25 protein-coding genes and 1 pseudogene are annotated in these 23,282 nt (G+C 73.1%); 14 read left to right on the top strand and 12 right to left on the bottom strand.

Annotated elements, in window-relative coordinates; all coding sequences use genetic code 11:
* Positions 1-15 precede the first annotated feature (15 nt).
* On the top strand, positions 16-1,392 hold the full coding sequence (locus IE142_RS20900; protein WP_191887163.1) for a YncE family protein: 1,377 nt from the start codon (positions 16-18) through the stop codon (positions 1,390-1,392).
* Between the two features lie 199 nt (positions 1,393-1,591).
* Here IE142_RS20900 and IE142_RS20895 read toward each other — a convergent pair whose 3' ends face one another.
* Both IE142_RS20895 and IE142_RS20890 read right to left on the bottom strand, forming a co-directional pair.
* The gene (locus IE142_RS20895; RefSeq protein WP_191887162.1) at positions 1,592-2,713 is read right to left on the bottom strand and encodes an SPFH domain-containing protein; all 1,122 of its coding nucleotides are present in this window, start codon (positions 2,711-2,713) and stop codon (positions 1,592-1,594) included.
* 83 nt (positions 2,714-2,796) lie between these two features.
* A complete protein-coding gene (locus tag IE142_RS20890) occupies positions 2,797-3,234 on the bottom strand; it encodes an NfeD family protein (RefSeq protein WP_191887161.1) in 438 nt (145 codons plus the stop codon).
* Positions 3,235-3,742: 508 nt separating this feature from the next.
* On the opposite strand from IE142_RS20890, the gene IE142_RS20885 reads away from it, so the two are divergent.
* From IE142_RS20885 to IE142_RS20870, 4 genes are all read left to right on the top strand, one after another.
* On the top strand, positions 3,743-4,009 hold the full coding sequence (locus tag IE142_RS20885; protein ID WP_191887160.1) for a GlsB/YeaQ/YmgE family stress response membrane protein: 267 nt from the start codon (positions 3,743-3,745) through the stop codon (positions 4,007-4,009).
* 56 nt (positions 4,010-4,065) lie between these two features.
* Complete coding sequence (locus tag IE142_RS20880) at positions 4,066-4,641, top strand: TerD family protein (protein ID WP_191887159.1); 576 nt, start codon at positions 4,066-4,068, stop codon at positions 4,639-4,641.
* 24 nt (positions 4,642-4,665) lie between these two features.
* Complete coding sequence (locus IE142_RS20875) at positions 4,666-5,250, top strand: TerD family protein (RefSeq protein ID WP_191887158.1); 585 nt, start codon at positions 4,666-4,668, stop codon at positions 5,248-5,250.
* A gap of 91 nt (positions 5,251-5,341) precedes the next feature.
* Positions 5,342-6,211, top strand: a complete 870-nt coding sequence (locus IE142_RS20870) for a GNAT family N-acetyltransferase (RefSeq protein WP_191887157.1) — start codon at positions 5,342-5,344, stop codon at positions 6,209-6,211.
* Here the strand turns inward: IE142_RS20870 and IE142_RS20865 are convergent.
* Together IE142_RS20865 and IE142_RS20860 are read right to left on the bottom strand one after the other, a co-directional pair.
* Positions 6,157-7,512 carry a phosphatase PAP2 family protein gene (locus IE142_RS20865; RefSeq protein ID WP_229830744.1) on the bottom strand — a complete coding sequence of 452 codons (1,356 nt, stop codon included), beginning with the start codon at positions 7,510-7,512 and terminating at the stop codon, positions 6,157-6,159. The two genes, IE142_RS20870 and IE142_RS20865, sit on opposite strands and share 55 nt — an antisense overlap.
* Positions 7,513-7,733: 221 nt before the next feature.
* Positions 7,734-8,357 carry a VOC family protein gene (locus tag IE142_RS20860; RefSeq protein WP_191887155.1) on the bottom strand — a complete coding sequence of 208 codons (624 nt, stop codon included), beginning with the start codon at positions 8,355-8,357 and terminating at the stop codon, positions 7,734-7,736.
* Positions 8,358-8,699: 342 nt separating this feature from the next.
* Between IE142_RS20860 and IE142_RS20855 the strand changes: the two genes are divergently transcribed.
* From IE142_RS20855 to IE142_RS20845, 3 genes are all read left to right on the top strand, one after another.
* On the top strand, positions 8,700-8,903 hold the full coding sequence (locus tag IE142_RS20855) for a cold-shock protein (RefSeq protein ID WP_019324834.1): 204 nt from the start codon (positions 8,700-8,702) through the stop codon (positions 8,901-8,903).
* A 246-nt stretch (positions 8,904-9,149) separates the two neighbouring features.
* Positions 9,150-10,742, top strand: coding sequence for a DEAD/DEAH box helicase (locus IE142_RS20850; protein ID WP_191887154.1), 1,593 nt, complete (start codon positions 9,150-9,152; stop codon positions 10,740-10,742).
* A 49-nt stretch (positions 10,743-10,791) separates the two neighbouring features.
* On the top strand, positions 10,792-11,118 hold the full coding sequence (locus IE142_RS20845) for an SCO5918 family protein (protein ID WP_043371518.1): 327 nt from the start codon (positions 10,792-10,794) through the stop codon (positions 11,116-11,118).
* 145 nt (positions 11,119-11,263) lie between these two features.
* Here the strand turns inward: IE142_RS20845 and IE142_RS20840 are convergent, their stop codons facing one another.
* Genes IE142_RS20840 through IE142_RS20825 form a run of 4 tightly spaced genes read right to left on the bottom strand, consistent with a single transcriptional unit; the run spans position 11,264 to position 13,410 of the window.
* Complete coding sequence (locus IE142_RS20840; protein ID WP_191887153.1) at positions 11,264-11,794, bottom strand: hypothetical protein; 531 nt, start codon at positions 11,792-11,794, stop codon at positions 11,264-11,266.
* The gene (locus tag IE142_RS20835) at positions 11,778-12,269 is read right to left on the bottom strand and encodes an RNA polymerase sigma factor (RefSeq protein WP_191887152.1); all 492 of its coding nucleotides are present in this window, start codon (positions 12,267-12,269) and stop codon (positions 11,778-11,780) included. The genes IE142_RS20840 and IE142_RS20835 overlap by 17 nt, the downstream gene beginning before the upstream one ends.
* Before the next feature lie 44 nt (positions 12,270-12,313).
* A complete protein-coding gene (locus IE142_RS20830; protein WP_191887151.1) occupies positions 12,314-12,967 on the bottom strand; it encodes a class F sortase in 654 nt (217 codons plus the stop codon).
* The gene (locus IE142_RS20825) at positions 12,964-13,410 is read right to left on the bottom strand and encodes a Tat pathway signal sequence domain protein (protein WP_191887150.1); all 447 of its coding nucleotides are present in this window, start codon (positions 13,408-13,410) and stop codon (positions 12,964-12,966) included. The genes IE142_RS20830 and IE142_RS20825 overlap by 4 nt, the downstream gene beginning before the upstream one ends.
* A 524-nt stretch (positions 13,411-13,934) precedes the next feature.
* On the opposite strand from IE142_RS20825, the gene IE142_RS20820 reads away from it, so the two are divergent.
* The 3 genes and pseudogenes from IE142_RS20820 to IE142_RS20810 all read left to right on the top strand — a co-directional run bounded on the left by IE142_RS20820 (position 13,935) and on the right by IE142_RS20810 (position 15,327).
* A complete protein-coding gene (locus IE142_RS20820) occupies positions 13,935-14,192 on the top strand; it encodes a hypothetical protein (protein WP_191887149.1) in 258 nt (85 codons plus the stop codon).
* Positions 14,189-14,512, top strand: a pseudogene (locus IE142_RS20815) (ATP-binding cassette domain-containing protein); the annotation flags it as partial. The gene IE142_RS20820 and the pseudogene IE142_RS20815, both read left to right, overlap by 4 nt.
* Before the next feature lie 50 nt (positions 14,513-14,562).
* Positions 14,563-15,327, top strand: a complete 765-nt coding sequence (locus tag IE142_RS20810) for an FtsX-like permease family protein (protein ID WP_229830743.1) — start codon at positions 14,563-14,565, stop codon at positions 15,325-15,327.
* A gap of 100 nt (positions 15,328-15,427) precedes the next feature.
* On the opposite strand, the gene IE142_RS20805 is transcribed toward IE142_RS20810, so the two are convergent.
* Both IE142_RS20805 and IE142_RS20800 read right to left on the bottom strand, forming a co-directional pair.
* Positions 15,428-16,444 carry a hemolysin family protein gene (locus tag IE142_RS20805; RefSeq protein WP_191887148.1) on the bottom strand — a complete coding sequence of 339 codons (1,017 nt, stop codon included), beginning with the start codon at positions 16,442-16,444 and terminating at the stop codon, positions 15,428-15,430.
* Positions 16,441-17,781, bottom strand: a complete 1,341-nt coding sequence (locus tag IE142_RS20800) for a hemolysin family protein (RefSeq protein ID WP_191887147.1) — start codon at positions 17,779-17,781, stop codon at positions 16,441-16,443. Before IE142_RS20800 ends, IE142_RS20805 begins: the two co-directional genes overlap by 4 nt.
* 270 nt (positions 17,782-18,051) lie before the next feature.
* Between IE142_RS20800 and IE142_RS20795 the strand changes: the two genes are divergently transcribed.
* Positions 18,052-19,038, top strand: a complete 987-nt coding sequence (locus tag IE142_RS20795; RefSeq protein ID WP_191887312.1) for a sporulation protein — start codon at positions 18,052-18,054, stop codon at positions 19,036-19,038.
* 120 nt (positions 19,039-19,158) lie between these two features.
* Positions 19,159-19,413, top strand: coding sequence for a twin-arginine translocase TatA/TatE family subunit (locus IE142_RS20790; RefSeq protein ID WP_191887146.1), 255 nt, complete (start codon positions 19,159-19,161; stop codon positions 19,411-19,413).
* Between the two features lie 108 nt (positions 19,414-19,521).
* Here the strand turns inward: IE142_RS20790 and IE142_RS20785 are convergent, their stop codons facing one another.
* Positions 19,522-21,159 (bottom strand): penicillin-binding transpeptidase domain-containing protein, encoded by a 1,638-nt coding sequence (locus IE142_RS20785; RefSeq protein WP_191887145.1) that lies wholly within the window; start codon positions 21,157-21,159, stop codon positions 19,522-19,524.
* A 44-nt stretch (positions 21,160-21,203) separates the two neighbouring features.
* Complete coding sequence (locus IE142_RS20780; protein WP_191887144.1) at positions 21,204-22,235, bottom strand: CE1 family esterase; 1,032 nt, start codon at positions 22,233-22,235, stop codon at positions 21,204-21,206.
* 114 nt (positions 22,236-22,349) lie between these two features.
* On the opposite strand from IE142_RS20780, the gene IE142_RS20775 reads away from it, so the two are divergent.
* Positions 22,350-23,282, top strand: a complete 933-nt coding sequence (locus IE142_RS20775; protein ID WP_229830742.1) for a LysR family transcriptional regulator — start codon at positions 22,350-22,352, stop codon at positions 23,280-23,282.

Genomic DNA, 23,282 nt, shown 5'->3' with positions numbered 1-23,282 from the left:
AAAGCGACCAATAACGTGCGCACGAGACAGTTCGTCGAAAGAGCGGCGCTCTCCGCTGCTCTCAGCCTCTCGCTCCTCGGCCTCGGCACGTCCGCGGCCGCCGCGGACACCAGTGCCCCTCTGCCGATCAGCTCGTACCGGGACATGGCCGTCGACGCCGTTCACCAGCGGGTCTTCCTCAGTGACCCCTTCGGTGACAGCGTCGTGGTGACCGACTACACCGGCCAGGTCGTGAAACAGATCAGCGGTGCGGACGGCGCCTGGGGGTTCGCGCTGTCCGGCGACTCCAGGACGCTGTACGTGGCGCTCCGCGACGCCGGCGCGATCGCCGCGATCGACACCGTCACCCTGCAGGAGACCGCCCGGTACGACACCGGCACCGGCGCGGGAGCCTATGCCGGTCCGACCTCCCTCGCGCTGGCCGGGGGCAAGATCTGGTTCGGCTACAGCCTCGACACCTGGAGAGGTGCTCTCGGCTCCCTGGATCTGAGCGGTGCGCAGCCGGTCGTCACGAGGAACCAGGCCCTCGACACGTTCCGGGGCTCGCCCCGCCTGGCCGCCACAGCGCAGGCACCGAACACTCTCGTGGCAGCCGAGTCCGACGGCAACACGGCCGCCGTGGCGGTGTACGACGTGGGCAACGGTCAGGCCGACACCCAGGCGAGGCGCGTCGATCCGGGGCCGGACGGATGCGAGAGCCTGCAGGACGTCGCCCTGACCCCGGACGGGCAGCAGGTCGTCGTCGCCTGCGCCGCGGCCCACTACCACCAGGCGCTGCGCACGGCCGACCTGGCGGACAACGGCACCTACACCACCAGCGGGTCCCCCACGGCAGTGGCCATCGACCCCGCCGGGACGATAGCGGCGGGCGTCTACGGCCCGTCCTCGCCCGACGTGCACCTCTTCGCACAGGGCAACCCCACGGCCTACACGGCCTGGGATTTCCCGGAGCCCTCCGACTACGCCGACACCACCCTCGTGTCGGGCGGACTGGCCTGGGCCCCGGACGGCAGCCGGGTCTTCGCGGTCGCCGAGACCAGCGGTTCCTCGTCCCTCACGCTGAAGGTCCTGAACCACCCGCGGGTCGACACCACCGTCACCGTGCAGGCACCGGCCTCGTCGCCGCAGAACCAGGACCTCACCCTGACCGGGAAGCTCGAAGCGCCCGTGGGCTTCGGCGCCGGCAACACCGTGGACATCTGGCGGATCGACGACCCCATGGCGGGTGAGGGCACGCTCATCGGCTCCGCGAGCGTCGCCGCGGACGGCACGTTCGAGTACACCGACCAGCCGAAGGCCAGGGGCGATGTCCAGTACACCGTCCAGTACTACGGCGACACACGGCACGCGTCCGCCTACGGCTCGGTCACGGTCCACGTCACCTCGGACTGACGCACGCCAGGGGGCGTCGCGGCACACGGTGAGCGATCGGGCCGCGATCCGCCCCGGCAGGTGCTCGGCCGGGCCTTCCCGGCCGAGCATGCGCGCACGGGTGGCACCTCGATGACGACGACGCGGCGGCGGTCTCCCGGTCATCGCTCCTGCGACGGGACCAACGTGGCGCGGACGACATGGCTCGGCCCGGTTCGGCTCATTCGCCGGACGTCCGCCCCCGGCGGGGATTCTGGGTCGACTGTGCCGCCTCCGCTTCCGCCTTGGCGTCGTGCACCGCGGCGGCGGCCTGTTTCCCGGCCTCGTCGGCGGCCGTGACGGCGTCGAGGGAAACGGCACGGCCCGCCGCGCCGAGTTGCGGCGTCCCCGTTCCGGCCACCGTGTCGGAGGTGTCGGTGGCGTCGGCGGTGGCTTCCTCCTCCGCCGGCACCGGCTTCGGCGGGCCCGCCGCCGACTGGTCGCCGAACGCGTGGGTGACGGTCCGGACCGCCTCGGTCAGCTCGCCCGGGATCACCCAGAACGTGTTGTTGTCGCTGTTCGCCAGGTGCGGGAGCGTCTCCAGGTACTTGTATGCCAGCACCTTCGGGTCGGCGTTGTTGCGGTGGACGGCCTGGAAGACGAGTTCCACCGCCTTGGCCTCGCCGTCCGCCCGCAGGATCATGGCCTGCTGCGTGCCCTGGGCCTCCAGGATGTCCTTCTGCCGCGTGCCCTCGGCGGTGAGGATCTTGGCCTGCCGCTCCCCTTCCGCGTGCAGGATGGCCGCGCGCTTGTCGCGCTCGGCGCGCATCTGCTTCTCCATCGCCTCCTTGATGGTGTGCGGTGGGTCGATGGCCTTGATCTCGACGCGGTTGACCCGGATGCCCCACTTGCCGGTGGCATCGTCGAGTACGGCTCGCAGCCGGGAGTTGATCTCCTCGCGCGAGGTGAGCGTCTCCTCCAGGTCCATGCTGCCGATGACGTTGCGCAACGTCGTCACGGTGAGCTGGTCGATCGCCTGGAGGTAGTCGGCGACCTCGTAGGCCGCCGCGCGCGGGTCGGTGATCTGGTAGTAGAGCACCGTGTCGATGTTCACCACGAGGTTGTCCTCGGTGATCACCGGCCGGGGGTCGGACGAGTAGACCTGTTCGCGCACGTCGAGCTTGGTGTTGATGCGGTCCGCCACCGGCACGACCAGATTCAGGCCGGGCTGCAGCGTCCGCCGGTAGCGGCCGAACCGCTCGACGTTGTAGCGGCGCGCCTGCGGAACGATCCGCACGGTGGAGGCCACGAGGAAGACGACGACCAGGGCCGCCACGAGGATGGGGATGACAAGCGGATCCACAGTGCCTCCGTTGCTCGCTCCGTTTTCAGCAGTTCACGGTCGTTCAGGACGTCGCGGCTTCATGGCTTCACGGGTTCAAGGATTCACGGCAGGAGTTCGCGGGGGTAGACCACGGCCGTCGCCCCCTCGATCTCCATGACGTCCACCAGCGCTCCCACCGGGATCACCAGGCTCTCGTCGAAGGCGCGGGCGGACCACTCCTCGCCGGAGAGTTTGATCAGGCCGTGGGTCGCGGTGACCTCCTGCATGACCTCGGCCCGCTTGCCTATCAGCGCGTCGCTGCCCTCGCGGGTGAGGGGTTGCTGGGTCATGTGGCGCAGTGCGACGGGCCGGACGATGACGAGGCCCGCCACCGCCGCCACGGCGAGTGCCACGAATTGGCCGAGAAGGCCGACGCCGAGCCCGGCGACCACCGCGGCGACCAGCGCGGCGCCGGCCAGCAGACCGAGGACCAGCGTCAGGGTGAGGAACTCCGCGGCACCCAGCGCCGCGGCGGCGAGCAGCCATACGAACCACGGCATCGAATCGCCCTCCTTCAGGGGCCTTCTCCACCAAAGTACCTCCCGGAGCGCCGGGCAGACAGATACATCGAAAGTGGTTTCTTCCGTTATCACGGGGCGAATGCCTCCGCGTCCCGGCATTTCCCCCGTCGGGCCCGGGCGGGGTGTTCCGGTGCCGCCCGGCGGGTGAGAGCGGCAGGGGCCGTGTGCGACGACGGCCCGCGCGCGCCGCCTGCCGGGGAGACCCGACGCCCCACCCCGGCACCCTGGTCGTGTGATCATGGCGGCGGCCGTACTGGCTCGACTGCTCGTGCACGTCACGGAGCGCCGGGTCCGTGATCCGCTGGGTCACGACCTGGACGGTGACCGGACGCACCGCCCCCTGTTCCGGATGGGCCCTGCCCGTCGATCCGCCTTTCCGCCACCACCCCGACTTCTACATTTCTGTAGAAGCTAAGCTGTCCGGACACGGACCGGCCCCGCGCGGGCGGAACACACGGACAGAGCAGTGGAAGGGAGCACCGGAACGATGGGTGTCATCGCCTGGCTGGTACTGGGACTCCTCGCCGGAGCGATCGCCAAGGCGATCCTGCCCGGACGGGACCCCGGCGGTTGTGTCGGCACGACGGTGATCGGCATCGCCGGCGCCTTCCTGGGCGGCTGGCTGTCGGCCGCGTTCCTCGACCGCCCGGTGCAGCGGGAGTTCTTCGACGCCGCGACGTGGGGGTCCGCCGTCGTCGGCGCCCTCGTGCTGCTGGTCGGCTACCGCCTGCTGTTCGGCAATTCCCGCCGCTGACCGGCCCGACCGCCGAGCCCCTCTGTCACGACGCAGACATCGAGAAGGAGTACGCAATGGGAGTCTCCCTGGCCAAGGGCGGCAACGTCTCGCTGAGCAAGGAGGCGCCGGGCCTGACCGCCGTACTGGTCGGTCTGGGCTGGGACGTGCGCACCACGACCGGTACCGACTACGACCTGGACGCCTCGGCGCTGCTCCTCGATGCCTCCGGCAAGGTCCTCTCGGACGGGCACTTCGTCTTCTACAACAACCTGACCAGCCCGGACGGTTCGGTCGAGCACACCGGCGACAACCTCACCGGGGAGGGCGAGGGCGACGACGAGGCCGTCAAGGTGAACCTGACCGCCGTACCCGCCGAGGTCGACCGGATCGTCTTCCCGGTCTCCATCCACGACGCGAACAACCGCGGCCAGAGCTTCGGCCAGGTCCGCAACGCCTTCATCCGGGTCGTCAACCAGGCGGATCACCGGGAGATCGCCCGCTACGACCTCTCCGAGGACGCCTCGACCGAGACCGCCATGGTCTTCGGCGAGCTCTACCGGCACGGCGCCGAATGGAAGTTCCGGGCCGTCGGACAGGGCTACGCCTCCGGGCTGGCCGGTATCGCCGCCGACTTCGGCGTCAACGTCTGACACGACAGCAAGGAAGAAGCGCACATGATCACGCTGACCAAGGAAGACGGCCCCGCGGACCTGGACGGAGTGACCCACCTGTCCATCGGCGTCTCCTGGGACCCGACCGCCGGCAGCAGCGGCGGGGTGCTCGGCAAGCTCCGCCGCAAGACCGGCACCGACCTCGACCTGATCGCCGTCGCCATGCAGGGCGGGGACCCGGTGCGTCTCGCCGGCCTGGACTCCCTCGACCCGATGGGCAACGGGTCGCTCCTCCACAGCGGCGACAACCAGACCGGGCACGGGGACGGGGACGACGAGACGGTGACGGTCGAGTTCGCCGGCCTGCCCGCACCCATCACGTCGATCGTGTTCGTCGCCGCCGCCTACAAGAAGGGCAGCGCCTTCCAGAAGGCCCGCAACATCAGCTTCAAGGTGTACGACGCGACCGGGGGCAGCACACAGCAGGTCGCCGACATCTGGCCCAGCCTGCTCAGCCAGGACAACGCCTGCGCCGTGGCCAAGGCCGTGCGGGTGGGCGGCGTCTGGAAGCTGGAGGTCGTCAACGAGACCGGGAAGATCAAGCAGGGCGACGAGCACGCCCTGATGCGGTTCGCCGTCAGCAAGTAGTGCGGGGCGCGGGGAGGCCGGCCCCTTCCGGGCCGGCCTCTTCCGGACGGGGCCTCTTCCCGGTGACCGGGTGGGCCGGAGATCATGGGGCATGCGCCCGGACGACTGGCAACTCACCGAAGACGTCGATGACTTCCTCGCCCGCGCCGGGGGCTTCCTGTGCTCGCGCCCCGTCCCGCACATCGCGGCGCTGACGGCGATCATGAGGCTGCGGGCACGCGGGGCGGCCGCGTACGGCCCCGAGGCCCCTCTCTTCGGCCGGCTGGAGAACGCAGGCGAGGTCCGCGCAGCCTTCCAACGCCTCCCCTCCCACGGCCTGGCCCCGACCCCCCTCACCCCGAGGCAGGCCGAGGCCCTCGCCGCACACCTGGCCGACCTCGGCCACCGTCTCCCCCACGTCAGCGCGGAGGACCGTACCGCCGCCGCGTTCGCCGAGGCGTGGCAGCGCCGCACGGGGGCCACGCCCGCACTGCGCGTACGGCTCCGTCTGCACCGCCTCGGCACGCTCACCCCGCCGCTGCCCCTTGCCGCGGGCCGGGCCCGGGTCGTGGACGAGGAGGACCGTGAGCACCTCATGCGCTGGTGCGCCGAGTTCGCCGCGGACGTGGGGGAAGCCGTCACCGTCGACGCCGACACCTGGGCCGGCACCCGGTTCGCCGACAAGAGCTACACCTTCTGGGAGACGCCGGACGGCACTCCCGTCTCCATGGCCGGCGCCAACCCGATGATCGCCGGGGTGGTCCAGGTGGACCCCGTCCACACCCCGGCCCCCTTGCGCGGCCGCGGTTACGCGGGTGCCGTGACGGCCGAGGTCAGCCGGGCCGCGCGGGCCGCCGGCGCCCAGGAGGTCGTGCTGTACACGAACGCGGCCGATCCGACCAGCAACGCCCTGTACCGGCGCCTCGGTTACCGCCCGGTCGTGGACTGGGCGGTGTACGACTTCGCGGGGGCGGCCCGCTGAGCAGGCGGGCTCAAGGCCGGTTCGAGCTGTGCTTCGGCCTGTCGCGGCACCGCCGCCGTCCTGGGCTCCCACCGCCTGGTGGTCCGCACGTAGCCGTGGATCACCGAGGCCATGGCGAGGAGGAGCAGCGGTCCGGACAACCACGGGTGGCGGGCCATCTCCAGGGACAGGTAGCGGGACGCCGCCAGGACCGCCGCGAACACCACCACCCCGTGAGCGACCAGCCGGATCCCCGACCGGTCCCAGCCGCGGTCGTACGAGCGCAGTGCCGCCTCGATCGTGACCGCGAAGACCACGCCGGCGACGAGGTCGATACCGTAGTGGTAGCCGAACCCGAGAGTCGCGGTGAGCGTGGCGACCAGCCAAAACGTTCCTGCGTAGCGCAGGAAGCGCGGGCTCCGGCGGGTGTGGATGAAGATCGCGACGGCCCACGCCGTGTGCAGGCTGGGCATGCAGTTGCGGGGCGTGACCCCGTCGTACGTCACCGGGTGGGGCGGGCCGAGCGGCGGCAGGACGTCCGGCCAGATGTCAGCCACCGCCCACTCGGCCCCGCCGGTGCCGAAGGCGCCGGTGCCGTAGAGGAAGACCGGTCCGACCACCGGGTAGATCATGTAGACGGCCGGCCCGAGCAGGCCGATCAGCAGGAAGGTCCGCACCAGGTGGTGGCGCGGGAAGCGGCGCTCGGCGGCGACGTCGCGCAGCTGGTACAGGGCGGCCACGGCCGCGGCCACCGCGAGCTGGGCGTAGACCCAGTCGAGGACGTGCGGGCCGACCGGTGCGGTGGCCTCGACCAGGCGCCCCATCACCCACGACGGGCTGCCGAGCGCGTGGTCGGCGGTGGCCACGTACTGGTCGAGCACCGCCGGGCGGGTCTTGGAGGTGATCAGCAGCCAGGCGTCGCCGGTCTTGCGGCCGGCCACCAGCAGCAGGCCCAGCCCGACGCCCTTCAGCAGCAGGACGCGGTCCGCGCCGGTGCGGCGCGTGAGGGCGACGACCGCGCAGCCCAGGATCGCCCACAGCGCGCCGTTGCCGAACGCGTGCCCCTCGGTCACCCGCGCCCCGGCCGCCCACCGCACCAGAGTGAAGGCGACGTCGATGCCGACCGCGGCGCCGGCCGCGACAAACCGCTGCCGCCAGGTGAGTACCACCGTCGTCAACGCCAGACCCGCGTACAGCAGCGGTCCCGACGCGGGGGCGAATATCGCCTCTCTCGCCTGATCGGTGAGCGGCCCCGGCTCGCCGTAGCGACGCGCGGCGATCTCCAGCACGACCATGAATGCGAGGGCCGCCACACCCGCCACGGCCCAGAGTCTCGCCCGTGGTCGGCGGCATATTCGTGAAAACACCCGCGGTGGCATGTATCTCAATCTTTATTCTGTTTGCTACGAAATGCACTCAATAGCAAGGGATCCGGCGAAAACGACGGGCGGTGAGCTGGGGCTGGTCGTCTTCCTGTCGAAGGGAAATGTACGGGCCCGCCGACAGAAGAAGACGGGAAGGTGACAGAACGGGTTCCGACCGGTCACGTCCTGGCGGGTTCGGTCTCCCAGACGAATCCGTCGGGGTCGCTGAACGGGCGGGAGGCGCCCGAGAGCACGAGTCGGTGCGACCCGGTGCCGTCGGCCGGGACACCGGCGACCTTGGCTAGGCCGCGACGCTTGTACAGGGACAGCTTGACGGCGCCGGAGCCGGTGTCGAACTCGACGTACTTGCCGCCGAAGCTCTTGACGACGGCGAGGCCCTGCTCGGCGTAGAACCGCTTGCTGGCCTTCACGTCCTCGACGCCCAGCAGCAGCACGAGTTCGTCGAAGTCCCGGGTGACCGGGCCGGTGTCCTTTTTCTCGGAGGTCGCGAGCTGCCAGATCGCGCCGTCGGGCGCCTGCACCACGCCGCCGTAGCCCCACAGCGACTTGGCGGCCGGCTTGACGACGGTGGCGCCCGCGTCGACGGCGGCGGTGAAGAGCGCGTCGACGTCGCCCGGCTGGGACACCACGAGCGAGAGCGTGAAACCGCGGAAGCCGGACGTGGGGGTCTCACAGGCGCGCAGGCGCACCCTCGACGTGTCCAGTCCGAAGGCGGTGGAGTAGAAACGGGCGGCGGCCTCGGGGTCGGCCACTTCCAGGGTGATGGCGTCGATGGCGTTCATGGCGTCCGACGGTATGGGCGGCCGGGCAGCCGGCGCTTCTCGAGAACTGACGGGTCCGCGCAGCCCCGGCCGCCCCGGCCTCCCCCCGAGGCAGTGAAGGACGTCACCGCCCAGGTCCGGGGGTGGGGCGCCGTCCTCGCAGGTCGGTCCGGGAGCGGCTGAGAATATTCCCCGACCGGCCGGTCGAACCGGCTCTTTTCCGGCACCTCGGGGAACCTGGCGTGCTACTGTCGTAGGAAGTTGCAGTTGTGGTTGCCTGAAGGTTTTATCCGACGGGGTGATCATCACGGCGACCGGAGTTCGCACAGGGTGAACTCCGAGCACCGTCCCGAAGGAGAAAACATGGCTTCCGGCACCGTAAAGTGGTTCAACTCGGAAAAGGGCTTCGGCTTCATCGAGCAGGACGGCGGCGGCCCCGACGTCTTCGCCCACTACTCGAACATCGCCGCCCAGGGCTTCCGTGAGCTGCTCGAGGGCCAGAAGGTGACGTTCGACATCGCGCAGGGCCAGAAGGGCCCGACGGCCGAGAACATCGTTGTCGCCTGACGCGCTCGCATCACCTCGCAGCCGGGGCCCGCACCGTGGGGTGCGGGCCCCGCTCGCGTTTCGTTTTGACTTCTCCGCGTTTCGCTTCTCTCCGTCGCGTTTCGTTTCTCATTTCTCGTTTCCCGGTCCGCGTCCGCGTGAAGCAATGCGCCGACAGCGGCCGAGGTCGGCTCGTTCTTGCGATTCACCGCGCGGTTCCTCGCTGCGGGACTCCCTTGATACGTGCCGTATCAAGGAAGGTTCCCCATGAACCGTGTACGCACCAGTGACCGCCGACGCTCCGGCGGCGGCCCCCGCCGTACCCAGACACCCGGCCGCCAGCCGGCCGCCCAGCAGGGGGAGTTCGCGCTGCCGAAAACGGTCACACCGGCACTGCCCGCCGTCGGATCGTTCGCCGAACTCGACATGCCGGCCCGGCTGCTGGCCGCGCTCGGCGCAGAGGGCGTCACCGAGCCGTTCCCGATCCAGGCGGCGACCCTGCCGAACTCCTTGGCCGGCCGCGACGTGCTCGGCCGTGGCCGCACCGGGTCGGGCAAGACGCTCGCGTTCGGCCTCGCCCTGCTGGCCCGTACGGCGGGCCGGCGCGCCGAGCCCAAGCGGCCGCTCGGCCTCGTCCTCGTCCCCACCCGGGAGCTCGCCCAGCAGGTCACCGACGCGCTCACCCCCTACGCCCGGGCCCTCGGCCTGCGCTCGGCGACCGTCGTCGGCGGCATGTCGATCGGCCGGCAGGCCGGCGCGCTGCGGGCCGGCGCGGAGGTCGTCGTCGCCACGCCCGGCCGGCTCAAGGACCTCATCGACCGGGGCGACTGCCGGCTGGACGACGTGGCGATCACCGTCCTGGACGAGGCCGACCAGATGACCGACATGGGCTTCATGCCGCAGGTCACCGCCCTGCTCGACCAGGTGCGCCCGGACGGGCAGCGGATGCTGTTCTCGGCCACCCTGGACCGCAACGTGGACCGGCTGGTCCGCCGCTACCTGACGGACCCGGTGGTCCACTCCGTCGACCCGTCGGCCGGCGCCGTCACCACGATGGAGCACCACGTGCTGCACGTCCACGAGGAGGACAAGCAGCGCACGACCGTCGAGATCGCGGCCCGCGACGGCCGCGTGATCATGTTCCTGGACACCAAGCACCGGGTGGACCGGCTGGTGAAGCAGCTGCTGAAGAGCGGCGTGCGCGCGGCGGGCCTGCACGGCGGCAAGTCCCAGCCGCAGCGCACCCGCACGCTCACCCAGTTCAAGGACGGTCAGGTGACCGCGCTGGTGGCGACCAACGTCGCGGCCCGCGGCATCCACGTCGACAACCTCGACCTGGTCGTCAACGTCGACCCGCCCGGCGACCACAAGGACTACCTGCACCGGGGCGGCCGTACGGCCCGCGCCGGCGAGTCCGGCAGCGTCGTCACCCTGGTGACCCCGGACCAGCGGCGCGAGATGACCCGGCTGATGGCCCTGGCGGGTATCAGCCCCCTGATCACACCGGTGCGTTCCGGTGAGGCGGAGCTGTCCCGCATCACCGGCGCGCAGGCACCGTCCGGAGTCCCGATCGTCATCACGGCGCCGGTCGTGGAGCGCCCGCGTCGCGCGGCGTCCGGCGGCGGTTCCTCGTCCCGGCGCCGCCGGGGCGGCGGCGGTGGCGCGCAGGGTCGCACCGGCCAGGACCGCACCGGTCAGGGGTCCACGGGGCAGGGCCGTGCCCGTCAGGAGAACTCCGGTCAGAGCCGCACCCGTCAGGAAGGCGGCTCCGGCCGGCGACGGGGCGCCCAGGGCCGGCCCGCCGGTGACGCCCCGCGTCGCGGGCCCCGGCGCCCGTCCTCCGGTGGCGCGTCCGCCTAGAACACGCGCGACCGGCAAACCCATCCCCCGTCCCTCTCGTGGAGGCATCATGCGCTGTGTCATCGCCCGGTACCCGTTCGACCTCACCAAGGGCGGGGTGGTGGAGTCGATGAAGGGCGTCACGCCCGAGCCCGTCACCGGGGAGTCCGTGACCGTCGGACGTCGCCGCTACCCCGTCAAGCAGGTGGGCGAGGTCGTCACCCGGCAGGACCGCCGCGACTTCTCCGCCGGTGAGGTCACCCGGGCGATGGCGCGCCTGGGCTTCACCTGCCACGCCGCACCCGGTGCGACGCCCACGCCGGCCCCCGACGCCACGCCGGTCCAGACGGCGTCGGCGCTGCTCGGCGGGAGCACGACCACACCCCTGGACGGCTGAGGGACAGCGGGGGCGGGCCGGGCCCGCTGCCCGGCGCCACCGCTGAGGCGTCCGGGCGCGGGAGGACCGGACCGGACGCCACAACTCCGGTCAGTGCCGGGGCGGGGGCCCGGTCAGTGCCGGGCGGCGTCCGGTCAGTGCTGGATCAGCGTCCTGCCGTGGCGGCCGCGCCGCCGTACTCCGACGGTGTGGGCACCGTGCTCGGGCGGGCCGACGGCTCGGTCCCGGGTGTGCTCGCCGACGCCGGGCTTCCGGTGGGCGGCGTGCTCGGTACCGCCGTCGGCGGCGTCTTCGTCGCGGAGGGTGGGGACGCCTCGGGCGTGGGGATCTCCGAGGGAAGGCTCGAGGGCTCCTGGGACGGCACCGGGCCGGGCGACGCCGGTGGCGGGTCGGCGGGAGCCGGGGCCAGCGGAGCCGTCGGGCGGGCGGGGGGCGACGGGGCCGCCCAGTGCAGCGGCAGCGCGATCAGTGCGGCGGCGGCAGCGGTCGCGGCGGCGCCGGCCGCGGCACGCAGTAGCCGCCGACGGCACGCAGCCCGGCGGATCGCCTGGTAGCGGCCGGGCGGCGGGCCCAGGTAGTCGGCCCCCGGACGCAGCACGACCAGCAGCGGATCGTCGTCCCGCCCGTACCCCTGGCCGTCCTGGTCGTCCTGGTCGCCCTCAAGGCGTGTGGTCAACGCTCCTCCTCAGGTGGCCGCGGAGCAGTTCACGGGCCGCGTGCAGGTCGGCCTTGACGGTTCCCTCCTTGCGCCCGGTCAGCACGGACACCTCCCGGATCGGCATGTCGGCGTAGTAGTGCAGCAGGATCGGCACGCGCAGCCGCTCCGGCAAGGACTGTACGAGCAGACGCACCGAGGGGTCGGCCTGCTCCGGGTGCGGGCGGACGGCGACCTCGGCCGTGACCCGGCGCACCGCCCGGCGCTCGCGCTCCAGTTTGCGCCAGTGGTCGCGGACGAGGTTGGCGGCGGTGACGTAGAGGAAGCCCCGGGGTTCGTCCACGGACGTCCAGCGGGCCCAGAGGCGGGTGAACGCCTCCGAGGCGATCTCGTGGGCCGTCTCGTCGTCGTCGACGAGCCGGCGGCACCAGCCGGCGAGGCGCGGGTACAGGGCGGCGAACAGCTCGGAAGCCGCCCTGTCACGGGACCGTTTCAACGCTCTCCATGGTCGTGAGGGTATGCCGTGCGCGGGACCGTCGGTCAGGAGACCGCGGGGCTCCGCGCGCTGGTGGTCGCGGTCAGCTCGGCGAAGACGATGACGTTGTCCCGGTACTCGTCGCCGCTGCGCGGCCCGCCGCAGGTGATGAGCCGCAGCTCCGGGCGGTCCACGTCGCCGTAGACGTCGTCGGTCGGGAATTCCGCCTTCGCCACCGTCCGTACCTCGATGACAGCGAACTCCGCGGCCGTGCCGTTCGCCAGGCGCGTCTCGACCCGGTCCCCCCGGTGCAGCCGCGCGAGCCGACGGAAGACCCCGTCCCCGTGACTGCCGACGGTGACGTGGCCGAGGACGACGGAGGGACCGACCTGGCCGGGGGCCGGTGAGTGCCGGTACCAGCCCGCGAGGTCGTCGTCCGCGACCGGCGGGACCTCGACCGTGCCGTCGGACGCCAGCCCCAGCCGCATCACCGGGGTGTCCACTCCGATGGCCGGGATGCGCAGGCCGACCGGCTCCGAGCGCGCCAGGGGCCGCACCGGTTCCGCGGACGGCTGCGGCGGAGCGGTGGTCGCGTGCCGGGCGGGCCCGTTCCCTCCGCTCGCCCGGCCACCGCCCGCCTCACTCCCCTGCCCGCCGCAGCCCGCGAGGACCGCGGCCAGTACGACGGTGGCGAGGACGCGCCCGGAGCGCGGGGTCATGCCCCGGTCGCCGCCCGCCGGCGGCGTACGACGAAGAGGACCGCGCCGCCCGCGAGGAGCCCGGCGCCGGCGCCCGCGCCGATGAGCCCGGTGTCGCTCCCGGAGGATTGCGCGGCCCCCACCCCGGTGTCGGCCGCGCCCTCGGGCACGACGGACACCTGGCCGTCGGCCGACACCTCGTACGCCGGGGCCGGGGCGCTGACGGAGGGGGTCGGCACCTCGGACGGCTCGGCCGCAGGGGCCGGGGCGCTGACGGAGGGGGTCGGCACCTCGGACGGCCCGGTACCGGTGCCGGGCGCCTCGGACGGCTCGGTGCCCGGACTCGGGGTGGTGGCAGCGGGGTCGGAGGGGACCGGGGTGGGGTCGGTGGCGAACGCGGGCGCGGTGCCCGCCAGTACGGCGGTGCAGGCCAGGGCCACGGCGCTGAGGATGGTGCGGCGCATCGGGTCGCTCTCTCTCTCGTCGGTCTCGTCGGTCGTCGCGTGTGTCGCGTGGGGTGTGGATCGGACGGAGAGACGAGGCGGCGGCGGGGCAGGTTGTAAAGGGAAGGCAAAGTCGTGAGCGGGTGGACTCCCGACGGCCCGCCCGCGGTGCGCCCCCGGCCGCCGGTCACCTTCCACGGGGCACGTCGGCTTCCGGCGCCGCGGGCCCGCCGGGCGGCCGGTCGGGCCGGTGTCCAGGTCAGTTGTGAGCAAGCCTGGCCGATGTCTGACCGGGACCGGTCGGGCCGATGCCGGACCGACCGGCAGGAGCCGTCGCACGGCGACCGGCCCGAATGCCCGTCGCCCCGCGCCAGCGGCCTGCGCGCCACCGCCCCCGGTCTCCGACAGGGACCCAGCCGAGGTCCGGGGCCGGAAGGTACAGCCTGCTGTACCCCGGACCGGGCGGCCCACGGGATCGGCCGGAGGGGGCCGGGGTCCATAGCGTCGATGACGTACCGAGAGCGCAGTTCACGGAGGACGCCGCCATGACGCACCAGGACCCGTACCGCTTGACCGCACCGCCCGCGGGCACCCCCACGGGCGGTGCGGACGACGGCCCGGACGCCGTCTCCCGCGGGGACGTCCTCCGCGCCCTGCTGTGGGCCGTCGTGGTGGTCAGCGCGGTGGCCAACATGACCGCCTCCTTCGGCGGCGCCCCCACCTGGGTGCACCTGGCCAGCGGCCTCGTCACCGTGCTCGCCGCCGGGACCCTCGTCGTGCGCGCCCTGCGGGGGCGTCGATGAGCACCGCCGTCACGACGGCCACCGCGCTCAGGGCACCCGCCATCGCGCTGGCGCACGTCGCCAGGACCTACCCGGGGGACGTGCGGGCCCTCGACGACGTGTCGCTCACCGTGGAGCACGGCACGTTCCTCGCCGTGATGGGCCCCTCGGGATCCGGCAAGAGCACGCTGATGCACTGCGCCGCCGGGCTGGACTCGCCCACGTCGGGCAGTGTCCGCATCGACGGGCAGGAGATCTCCGGGATGGACGAGACCCGCCGCACCGAACTGCGCCGCGAGCACGTCGGCTTCGTCTTCCAGGCGTACAACCTGATCCCCAGCCCGCGGCCGAATCGGCGTCGGCAATGGTCCTCGGCCCGGACACGCGGGACGTGGTCGACCTCGGCGTGACGGAGGGCGGCCTGGACCGGCTCACCGGCGCCACGGTCGCCGTCAGCGGCGAGGCCGCGCGGACCCGCGGGGCGGGCCTCGGGGAGCGGGTGCGGCTGGTGCTGGGCGACGGGACGGGGGTCGACGCCCGGGTCGTCGCCGTGTACGACCGGGGGCTGGGCTTCGGCCCGGTCGTCCTCTCCCGCGAGCTGGCCGCCGGGCACACCACGACGGACCTCGACCAGAGCGTCCTGGTCCGCACCGACGGCACCGACGCGGCCGCGCGGGGTCTGATGGCGCTGGCCGCCGACCGCGCGGGCCTCGCGGTGACGAGCACCGCCCCGGACGCGGACTCCACGGGCGAGGACACGCCGCCGGAGGTGTGGGTCAACCTTGCCACCGTCGTCGTACTGCTCGGCTATCTGCTGCTGGGCATCGCCGACAAGCTGGTCGCCGCCACCGCACAGCGGCGTGCCGAGATCGCCGCGCTGCGCCTGGTCGGCACGACCCCCCGGCAGGTCCGCGCGATGATGCGCCGCGAGGCCGCCGTCGTGGCCGCCGCGGCCCTCGTCTCCGGTTCGCTGCTGTCCGCCCTCCCCCTCGCCCTGCTGGGCCAGGGCTTCCTCGGCCGGCCCTGGCCGGCGGGACCCGCCTGGCTGCTGCCCGCGGTGGCGGCGACGGTCGTCCTGACGGCGTACGCCACCATCGAGCTGCCCACCCGGCACGCCCTGCGCACGCCGCCGGCGGACGCGCTGCGGGCGGTGTGAGGCGGGGCCGGTGCTCCGGTGGACCGGCAGGACGAGCCGTGGCCGCCTCCCGCAGTGGTGTCACCGCGGGAGGCGGCCACGTCAGCCGGACGTCGGAGGATCAGACCGGCGTCGGCCCCACCAGCTCCGTCAGGACGTCCTCCATCGTCACGAAGCCCAGGACCGCGCCCGTCTCGCCGGTGACGGCGGCCAGGTGGCTGTCCTCGGTGCGCAGTGCCGTGAGGGTGTCGTCCAGCGGGGTGTCGATGCGGACCCGGGTGACCCGGTGCAGGGCCGTGCGCGGGAAGGGGGCGTCGCGGTCGGTGAGGCCCAGGGTGTCCTTGATGTGCAGGTAGCCCAGGACGGTGCCGCCGGGGCCGGTGACCGGGAAGCGGGAGTAGCCCGCCTCGGCGGCCAGGCGCTCCAGCTGGGCCGGGGTGACCGTGTGGCCGACCGTGCGCATCTTCGGCGCCGGGACCAGGATCTCGCCGACCGGGCGGGTGCCCAGCTCCAGCGCGTCGCGCAGCCGCTCGCCGTCGGCCGGGGTGAGCAGTCCGGCCTCGCTGGCGTCGACCACCATGCGGGCCAGCTGGTCGTCGGTGAAGACGGCCTCCACCTCGTTCCTCGGCTCCACCCTGAGCAGCTTGAGCAGGGTGTTGGCGAAGGCGTTGATGCCGAAGACGACCGGCTTCAGGGCCCGGGTGAGAGCCACCAGCGGCGGGCCGAGGACCATCGCGGTGGTCGCCGGGGCGGCCAGCGCGATGTTCTTCGGGATCATCTCGCCGATCAGCATGTGCAGGTACGTGGCGAGGGCCAGGGCGATCGCGAATGCGACCGGGTGGACCAGCGCGTGCGGCATGTGGACCGCCTCGAACGCCGGCTCCATCAGGTGCGCGATGGCCGGCTCCGCGACGGCGCCGAGCACCAGGGAGGAGACGGTGATGCCGAGCTGGGCCGTGGCCATCATCTGGGAGATGTGTTCCAGGCCCCACAGGGTCATCCGGGCGCGCTTGTCGCCCGTCTTCGCCCGCGGCTCGATCTGGCTGCGGCGCACCGAGATCAGGGCGAACTCGGCGCCGACGAAGAAGGCGTTGGTCAGCAGCGTCAGGGCGCCGATGAAGAGCTGCACGACGGTCATCGGGCGGCCTCCGGCTCCCGGTCGGCCGGCATGACCGGCGCGGGCGCGGTGATCCGCAGACGGTCGGCGCGGTGGTGGTCGACGTCCAGGACGTCGACGCGCCAGCCGTCCAGTTCGATGACGTCGCCCTTGGCGGGGATGCGGGCAAGGTGGGTGGCGACCAGACCGGCCAGGGTCTCGTACGGCCCCTCCGGCGCGGTCAGTCCGATGCGCTCCAGGTGGTCCAGACGGAGCGAGCCGTCGGCCTCCCAGGCGGCGCGGCCGTCGGCCTCGGCGGGGACGGGGAGCAGGTCCGGTATCTCGACCGGGTCGTGCTCGTCGCGCACCTCGCCGACGACCTCCTCCACGATGTCCTCGACGGTGGCCACGCCCGCGGTGCCGCCGTACTCGTCGATGACGACGGCCATGGTGCGGGTGGAGCGCATGCGCTCCAGGAGGCGGTCGGCGGGCAGGCTGTCCGGCACCAGCAGCGGCGCGGTGGCCAGCTCGGTGACGGGGGTTGCCCGGCGCTTGTCCGGCTCCAGGGCCAGCACGTCGCGGATGTGCACGGTGCCGATGACCTCGTCGAGGCTGTCCCGGTAGACCGGGAAGCGGGACAGGCCGGTGGCGTGCGAGAGGTTCGCGGCGTCGGCGGCGGTGGCGTGGGCCTCCAGGGCCTTGACGTCCACCCGCGGGGTCATGACGTTCTCCGCGGTCAGCTCGCTCAGGTGCAGGGTGCGCACGAACAGCTCGGCCGAGTCCGCCTCCAGGGCGCCCTCGGCGGCCGAGTGCTGGGCCAGGGCGACCAGTTCCTCGGCGCTGCGGGCGGAGGCCAGCTCCTCGGCCGGTTCCAGGCCGAAGCGGCGCACGAAACGGTTCGCCGTGTCGTTCAGGTGGCGGATGAAGGGGCCGAAGGCGGTGGTGAAGCCGCGCTGCGGGCCGGCGACGACCTTCGCGACGGCCAGCGGGCGGGAGATCGCCCAGTTCTTGGGGACCAGCTCGCCGACGACCATCAGGACGACGGTGGAGACGACCACGCCGAGCACGGTCGCCACCGTCGAGGCGGCACCGCCCAGGCCGATCGCCGTCAGCGGGCCGCGCAGCAGCACGGCGACCGACGGCTCGGCCAGCATGCCGATGACCAGGGAGGTCACGGTGATGCCGAGCTGAGCGCCGGAGAGCTGGAGGGTCAGCGACCGTACGGCCTTCAGGGCGCCGTCGGCGCCGCGCTCACCGGACTCGGCGGCACGCTCCAGGTCGGAGCGCTCGACGGTGGTCAGGGAGAACTCGGCCGCGACGAAGAGGGCGCAGGCCAGGGTGAGGAGGAGGGCCAGCAGGAGCAGCAGGACCTCGGTCACCGTGCCACCCCGCTTCCCTCACGCGCATTCGGGGGGACCGGCGGGTCGGCCATGGCACGGCCGGTACTGGGAGGCTCCATTACGGAACGGGACTCCTTAACGGGGTCGGAGGGGGCCGGTGCCTGCCGGCCGCCCTGGGGTCAAACCTCATGGTAAAGGATGAGCAAAGACAAGGGGAGCCCTTCGGCCCCTATGCTTCTACTCGCCTGTAGAGAACGGCCGGAGGGCTCCGGTTGTTCCCCGCACGAACGTGAAGGAGTGGACGCCTCGATGGTGTTCAAGCGGTTGCTCGGTTCCCTCGGCGTGGGCGGACCCACGGTGGACACGGTCCTGGACGCGGGCGCCGCCCGGCCCGGGGGCGTGCTGTCCGGCCGGGTCGAGCTCGTCGGCGGCACCGTCGACCATCACATCGAGCACATCGGGCTGGAGCTGGTGGCCCGCGTCGAGGCCGAGCACGGCGAGCACGGGGAGAGCGAGGGCGTCGTCGCCTTCGACCGGCACACCGTCGGCGGTTCCTTCCGGCTGGCCGCGGGCGCGCGGCACGAGGTGCCGTTCTCGGTGCCGCTGCCCTGGGAGACCCCGGTGACCGAGCTGCGCGGGCAGTCGCTGGGCATCGTGCTCGGCGTGCGCACCGAGCTGGCGGTGGCGGGCGCCCGGGACAAGGGCGACCTGGACCCGCTGACCGTGGCGCCACTGCCCGCCCAGGAAGCCGTCCTGGAGGCCTTCGGGCAGCTCGGCTTCGGCTTCCGCTCCGCCGACCTGGAGTACGGCCGCATCGGCGGCACCGGGCAGCAGCTGCCCTTCTACCAGGAGATCGAGCTGACCCCGCCCGCTCGGTACGCCCACCAGGTCAACGAGATCGAACTGACCTTCCTGACCGTCCCGGGCGCCCTGGAGGTGGTGCTGGAGGCGGACAAGCGCGGCGGCCCGTTCGCCGACGGCCACGACGCCCTCAGCCGCTTCACCGTCCCGCACGAGGGGCCGGCCGGACCGCAGGACTGGAACGCGCTCGTCGAGGGCTGGATTGAGGAGCTGGTGGAACACCGGGCGTCGTACGGCTCCCACGCCGTGTACGGGCACGAGTCCGGGCTCCCGGGCGGCGCCCCCGGCGTCGGCACCGCGGTGGCGGCGGGCGCGGCCGGGCTAGCGGTGGGCGTCGCCGGTGGCATGGTGGCGGCCGAGGTCGTCGACGAGGTGGGGGACTTCTTCGAGGGTGACGACGAGGGCGGGGACGGCTCCGAGGGCGAAGAGGGCTGATAACTTCTACGCAACTGTAGAAGAATTGTGGGAGATCGCCTCCGGCGCCCGTCGGCCATGCCGTAGATTCCGTGCGGGCCCTTACCGCGGGTCCGCACCGTACGTCACCAGGGGAGCGCCGTGTTCGGACTGAGCGAACTCGCGATCATTCTCATCGTCGTCATCGCCGTCATCGCCGCCAAGAAGCTCCCCGAGCTGACCCGCTCGGCGGGCAAGTCGGCGCGCATCCTCAAGGCGGAGGCCCGCGCGATGAAGGACGAGGAGCGGACACCGGCCGAGGACCGCGCGGCGCCGCGCGTGATCAGGGGCGAGACGGTCGAGCGCGGGGAGACCGACGGCACGGCCGGGGGCCGGAACGACGCGGACCGGGGCTGACCGCCCGCACCGGATCCGCACCGGATCCACACCTGCCCGGTCCGCCCGTCCTGATCCGCCCGTGCCCGACCCGCCCGTGCCCGTCCGCCCACGGACACCGACCGGCGCTCAGGACGGGTCCTCCGGTACGGAGGACAGCAGGCTGTGCACGACCGGGCCCGCCGAGCCGCCGCCGGTGACGCCCTCCTCGACGACCACGGCGACGGCCACGTTGCCGCGGTGGGCGACCAGCCAGCCGTTGTTGTCCTGGTCGTCCGAGACCTCGGCGGTGCCGGTCTTGGCGCCGATCTCGCCGGGCAGGTCGGCGAGGACGTGCGCGGTGCCGTCGGTGACGGTGGCCCGCATCAGCTCGCGCAGCCGGCCGACGACCTCGTCGGGGAGGGGCTCGGTGCGCGTCCCGTCCTCGTTCCCGGCGGTGATCGACGGCTGGTGGAACTCCCCGGAGACCGCGGTGGCCGTCACCGACGCCATGATCAGCGGGTTGGCCTGGACGCGGCCCTGCCCGATCATCGACGCGGCCTTCTCCGTCTCGTCCTTGGGCACCGGCACCGACCCGTCGTACGTCGGGATGCCGATGTGCCACTCCTGGCCGACCCCGAAGTAGGTGCGGGCGACCTTGCCCAGTTCCCCCTCGTCGAGCTTGCCGCGCAGGCTGATGAAGGCGGTGTTGCAGGACTCGGTGAAGTCCTTGCGGAAAGTGGCGCCGGGGAACTCGGAGGTCTCCACGTTGTGGAACTGCTTGCCCACGGTCAGGTACTTGGGGCAGTCCACGACGTCGTCGGGCTGCACCGCGCCCCTGAGCAGCAGGGCGCTGCTGGTGACGATCTTCCAGGTGGAGCCGGGCGCGTAGGTGCCGGAGGCGGCGCGGTTGAAGCCGGACGCGGGGGAGTTGGCGAGGGCGAGGATCTCGCCGTTGTCGATGCGCAGGGCGACGAGGGCGGCGTTCTTGCCGTCGGCCTGAGCGAGGGCCTGCTCGGCCGCCGCCTGCCAGGTGGCGTCCAGGGTGGTGCGCACGGGCCGGTCGTCGGCCGCCGGGTCGGGCCTCTCACCGAAGGACGCCTCGGTGCGCACGGTCTCGCCGGTGGCCCGGTCGACGAGCCGGACCGCGCCGCGCGGTCCGCCGCCGGTGCGGTCGGCCAGCCGGCCGAGCAGCGGGGTCAGGGAGGGGTACGAGCCGTCCGCGACCGAGGTTCCGTGGCGGTCGGTGACCTTCGGCGGGGTCGTATCCTCGCGCTCCAGGCGGAACTTCTGCGTGTCGCTCAGTCGCGGGTGGACCAGTGACAGCCGCCAGTCCACCTTCCAGCCGCCGTCCTTCTTCTCGCGCACCAGGGGCAGTTCGGACTCGTACGTCCAGGTGCCCAGGCCGGTGATCGGCATCTTCGCGGTGAACGGGACGGTGAGAGTGCCGTCCTCGGCCTCCTCCGCTTCCTCGGCCGCCGCCAGCCGGGGCCCCTCGATGTCGAGGCCCGCGGTGAAGCTCTGCAGTACGTCCCGGGCCGTGTCGGGTCTGGTGGTGCGGTCGGCCGCGCCCGGCAGGCGCCCGGCGGCCCAGTCGGCGAGGAAGGCGCGCGCCTGTCTCATCGCGGCGGGGTCGGGTCCGTCGTCACCGCGCGCGAAGGGGCCGAGTCCGGCGGCGTAGGAACCGCCCGCGGCGACCGCGAGCACGACCGCCACGGCGGTGACGGCGCGTACGCCGTTGCGGGGCCGGCGACGGGGAGGAGGGGCGAGGTGGGGAGTGTCCGGCATCGGAGTCTTCTCCTGTCAGTGGGTCGGGTTCGCCGCCGCACCGGTCAGCCGGCGGCGAAGAAGCCGAGGATCGCGTCCGTGGCGTCCAGGGCCTTGCTGGTGGGACCGAGCCGCTTGTCCGGGACGAAGGACGAGCCCGGCCAGGTGTGTCCGCCGCCGTGGACGACGAGGAGCTGGACGGTGGCGGCGGGGGGAGCGGCGGGAGTACTGCCGCCGGTGCTCGGTGACGCGTCCCCGGACGCGTCCTTCAGGTGCCAGACCGTGCGGTCGTACCCCTTCTCCTCCTCCGTGACCGGCTCCCCCGCGCCGCCCGCCGCGGCGAACGCCTCCGCCGTGTCCCGGGCCGACCGGCTCGGGAGGATCGGCTCCTCGGGGTCCGGCGGCGGGGTGGGCCAGCCGCCGATCGGGCGCACGGGGTCGTCGGCGCCGTAGACGACCATGACCGGGACGGCGCCGGTGGGCTCCACCGCGGCCGCTCCCGCAGGCAGCTGGCCGGCGACCGAGGCCGCGCCCGCCAGCAGACCCGGCCGCTCGGCGGCCATGCGCAGGGCCATGGAGCCGCCGTTGGAGAAGCCGGCGACGTAGACCCGCTCGGGGTCGGCCTGTTCGGTGCGGACCAGGTGCTCGATCAGCGCCTCGGTGAACCGCACGTCGAGGTCGGGGTCGGGACGCTGCGGGGTCTCCCGCGTGCCGGCGCCCCAGCCGCTGTCGATGCCCTCGGGCCAGGCGACCAGCATGCCGCGCGCCCCGGCGGCCTTCTCCAGCCTGCTCTGCTCGCGCAGTTCGGCGGCGTCGGAGCCGCGGCCGTGGAAGGCGACGACGAGGGGCCGGGGGCCGTCTGCGGAGGCGGGCCGGTGCAGGAGGTACTCGCGGGTGCGGCCGTCCACCCGCAGCTCGGCGCGGACGTCCGGCGCCGCGGAGGCGGTACCGCCGGCCCGGGTCGGGGCGCTCGCCGACGGCGACGCGTCCGGGGACCCGGAACCGGTGGCGCAGCCGGCCAGCGGGACGACGAGGGCGAGGGCGAGGGCGGCGGGCCACCGGCGGGCGCCGGGCGAGAGCTCACGGAGGGATCGCATGCCCCGAGCAGAGCAACCCTCGCGGCTCCTGTCCAAGATTCATATCGATGTCGATTCGATCAATCCCCGATATGATTACTGGTCGTGGACCTGGTGCGGCACCTGGAGTGCTTCGTGGCTGTTGCAGAAGAGTCACACTTCGGTCGTGCCGCCGCCCGCCTCGGCATGGCCCAGCCGCCCCTGTCGCAACGCATCCAGCGACTGGAGAAGGAGCTGGGCGTCCGGCTCTTCGAGCGTTCCAGCCGTCGGGTGACGATCACCGAGGCGGGCACGTTGCTGCTCGCCGAGGCCCGCGAGCTGCTCGCCCGCTCCGACACCTTCCTGGCCACCGCGCGCCGCATCCGGGACGGCGAGACGGGCCTGCTGCGCGCCGCGCTGTCCCCCGACGTCTCCGGCCGGACCGTGGCCGCCCTCCTGTCGGACTTCCGGCGCCGGCACGCCGGGCTGGAGCTGGAGCTGCACGAGCTGTCCACCGCCGAGCAGCTCGCCGCCTTCACCGCCCACGAACTGGACGTCGGCGTGATCCACCACCCCTGCGACGTCACCGGCCTGGAGCTCGGACCGATCCTGCGCCGGGACCTCGGCGTGCTGCTGCCGCGCGAGGCCCCGCAGGCGACGGACGACGAGGTGCCGCTGGCCTCCCTCACCGGCTACGACCTGGTCCTCTTCCCGCGCGCCCACGCCCCCGCGGTCTACGACGACCTGCTCACCGCGTGCGCCCGAGGCGGCTACACCCCCGCCGCCGTACGGCACGGCCAGGGCGCCAGTTTCGTACGCGGTCTGGTGCTGTCGTCCGGGGCCGTCGCCCTCGGACCCCGCGACACGCAGCACGCGGACCCGGCCGACCCGGACCTCGTCTGGCGTCCGCTGGCCGGAGCCCCGCTGGCCTGGCGGCACTCCGTGGCCTGGCCCAGGGGGCGCGGCGACGCCGCCGTCGACGCGTTCGCGGACGCCGCCACCCACGCCCTGCGCACCACGGCCGACGCCCGCACCGAGACGACCGCCCGGCCCCTGCACCTTCGCCCGGCATCGGAGTACTGGCTTTGA

The sequence above is a fragment of the Streptomyces mutabilis genome (genome assembly GCF_014649815.1).
Taxonomy (GTDB): Bacteria; Actinomycetota; Actinomycetes; order Streptomycetales; family Streptomycetaceae; genus Streptomyces; species Streptomyces mutabilis.
The sequence above is the reverse complement of the archived record's forward strand: the minus strand, read 5'-3'. Positions and strand labels throughout refer to the sequence as shown.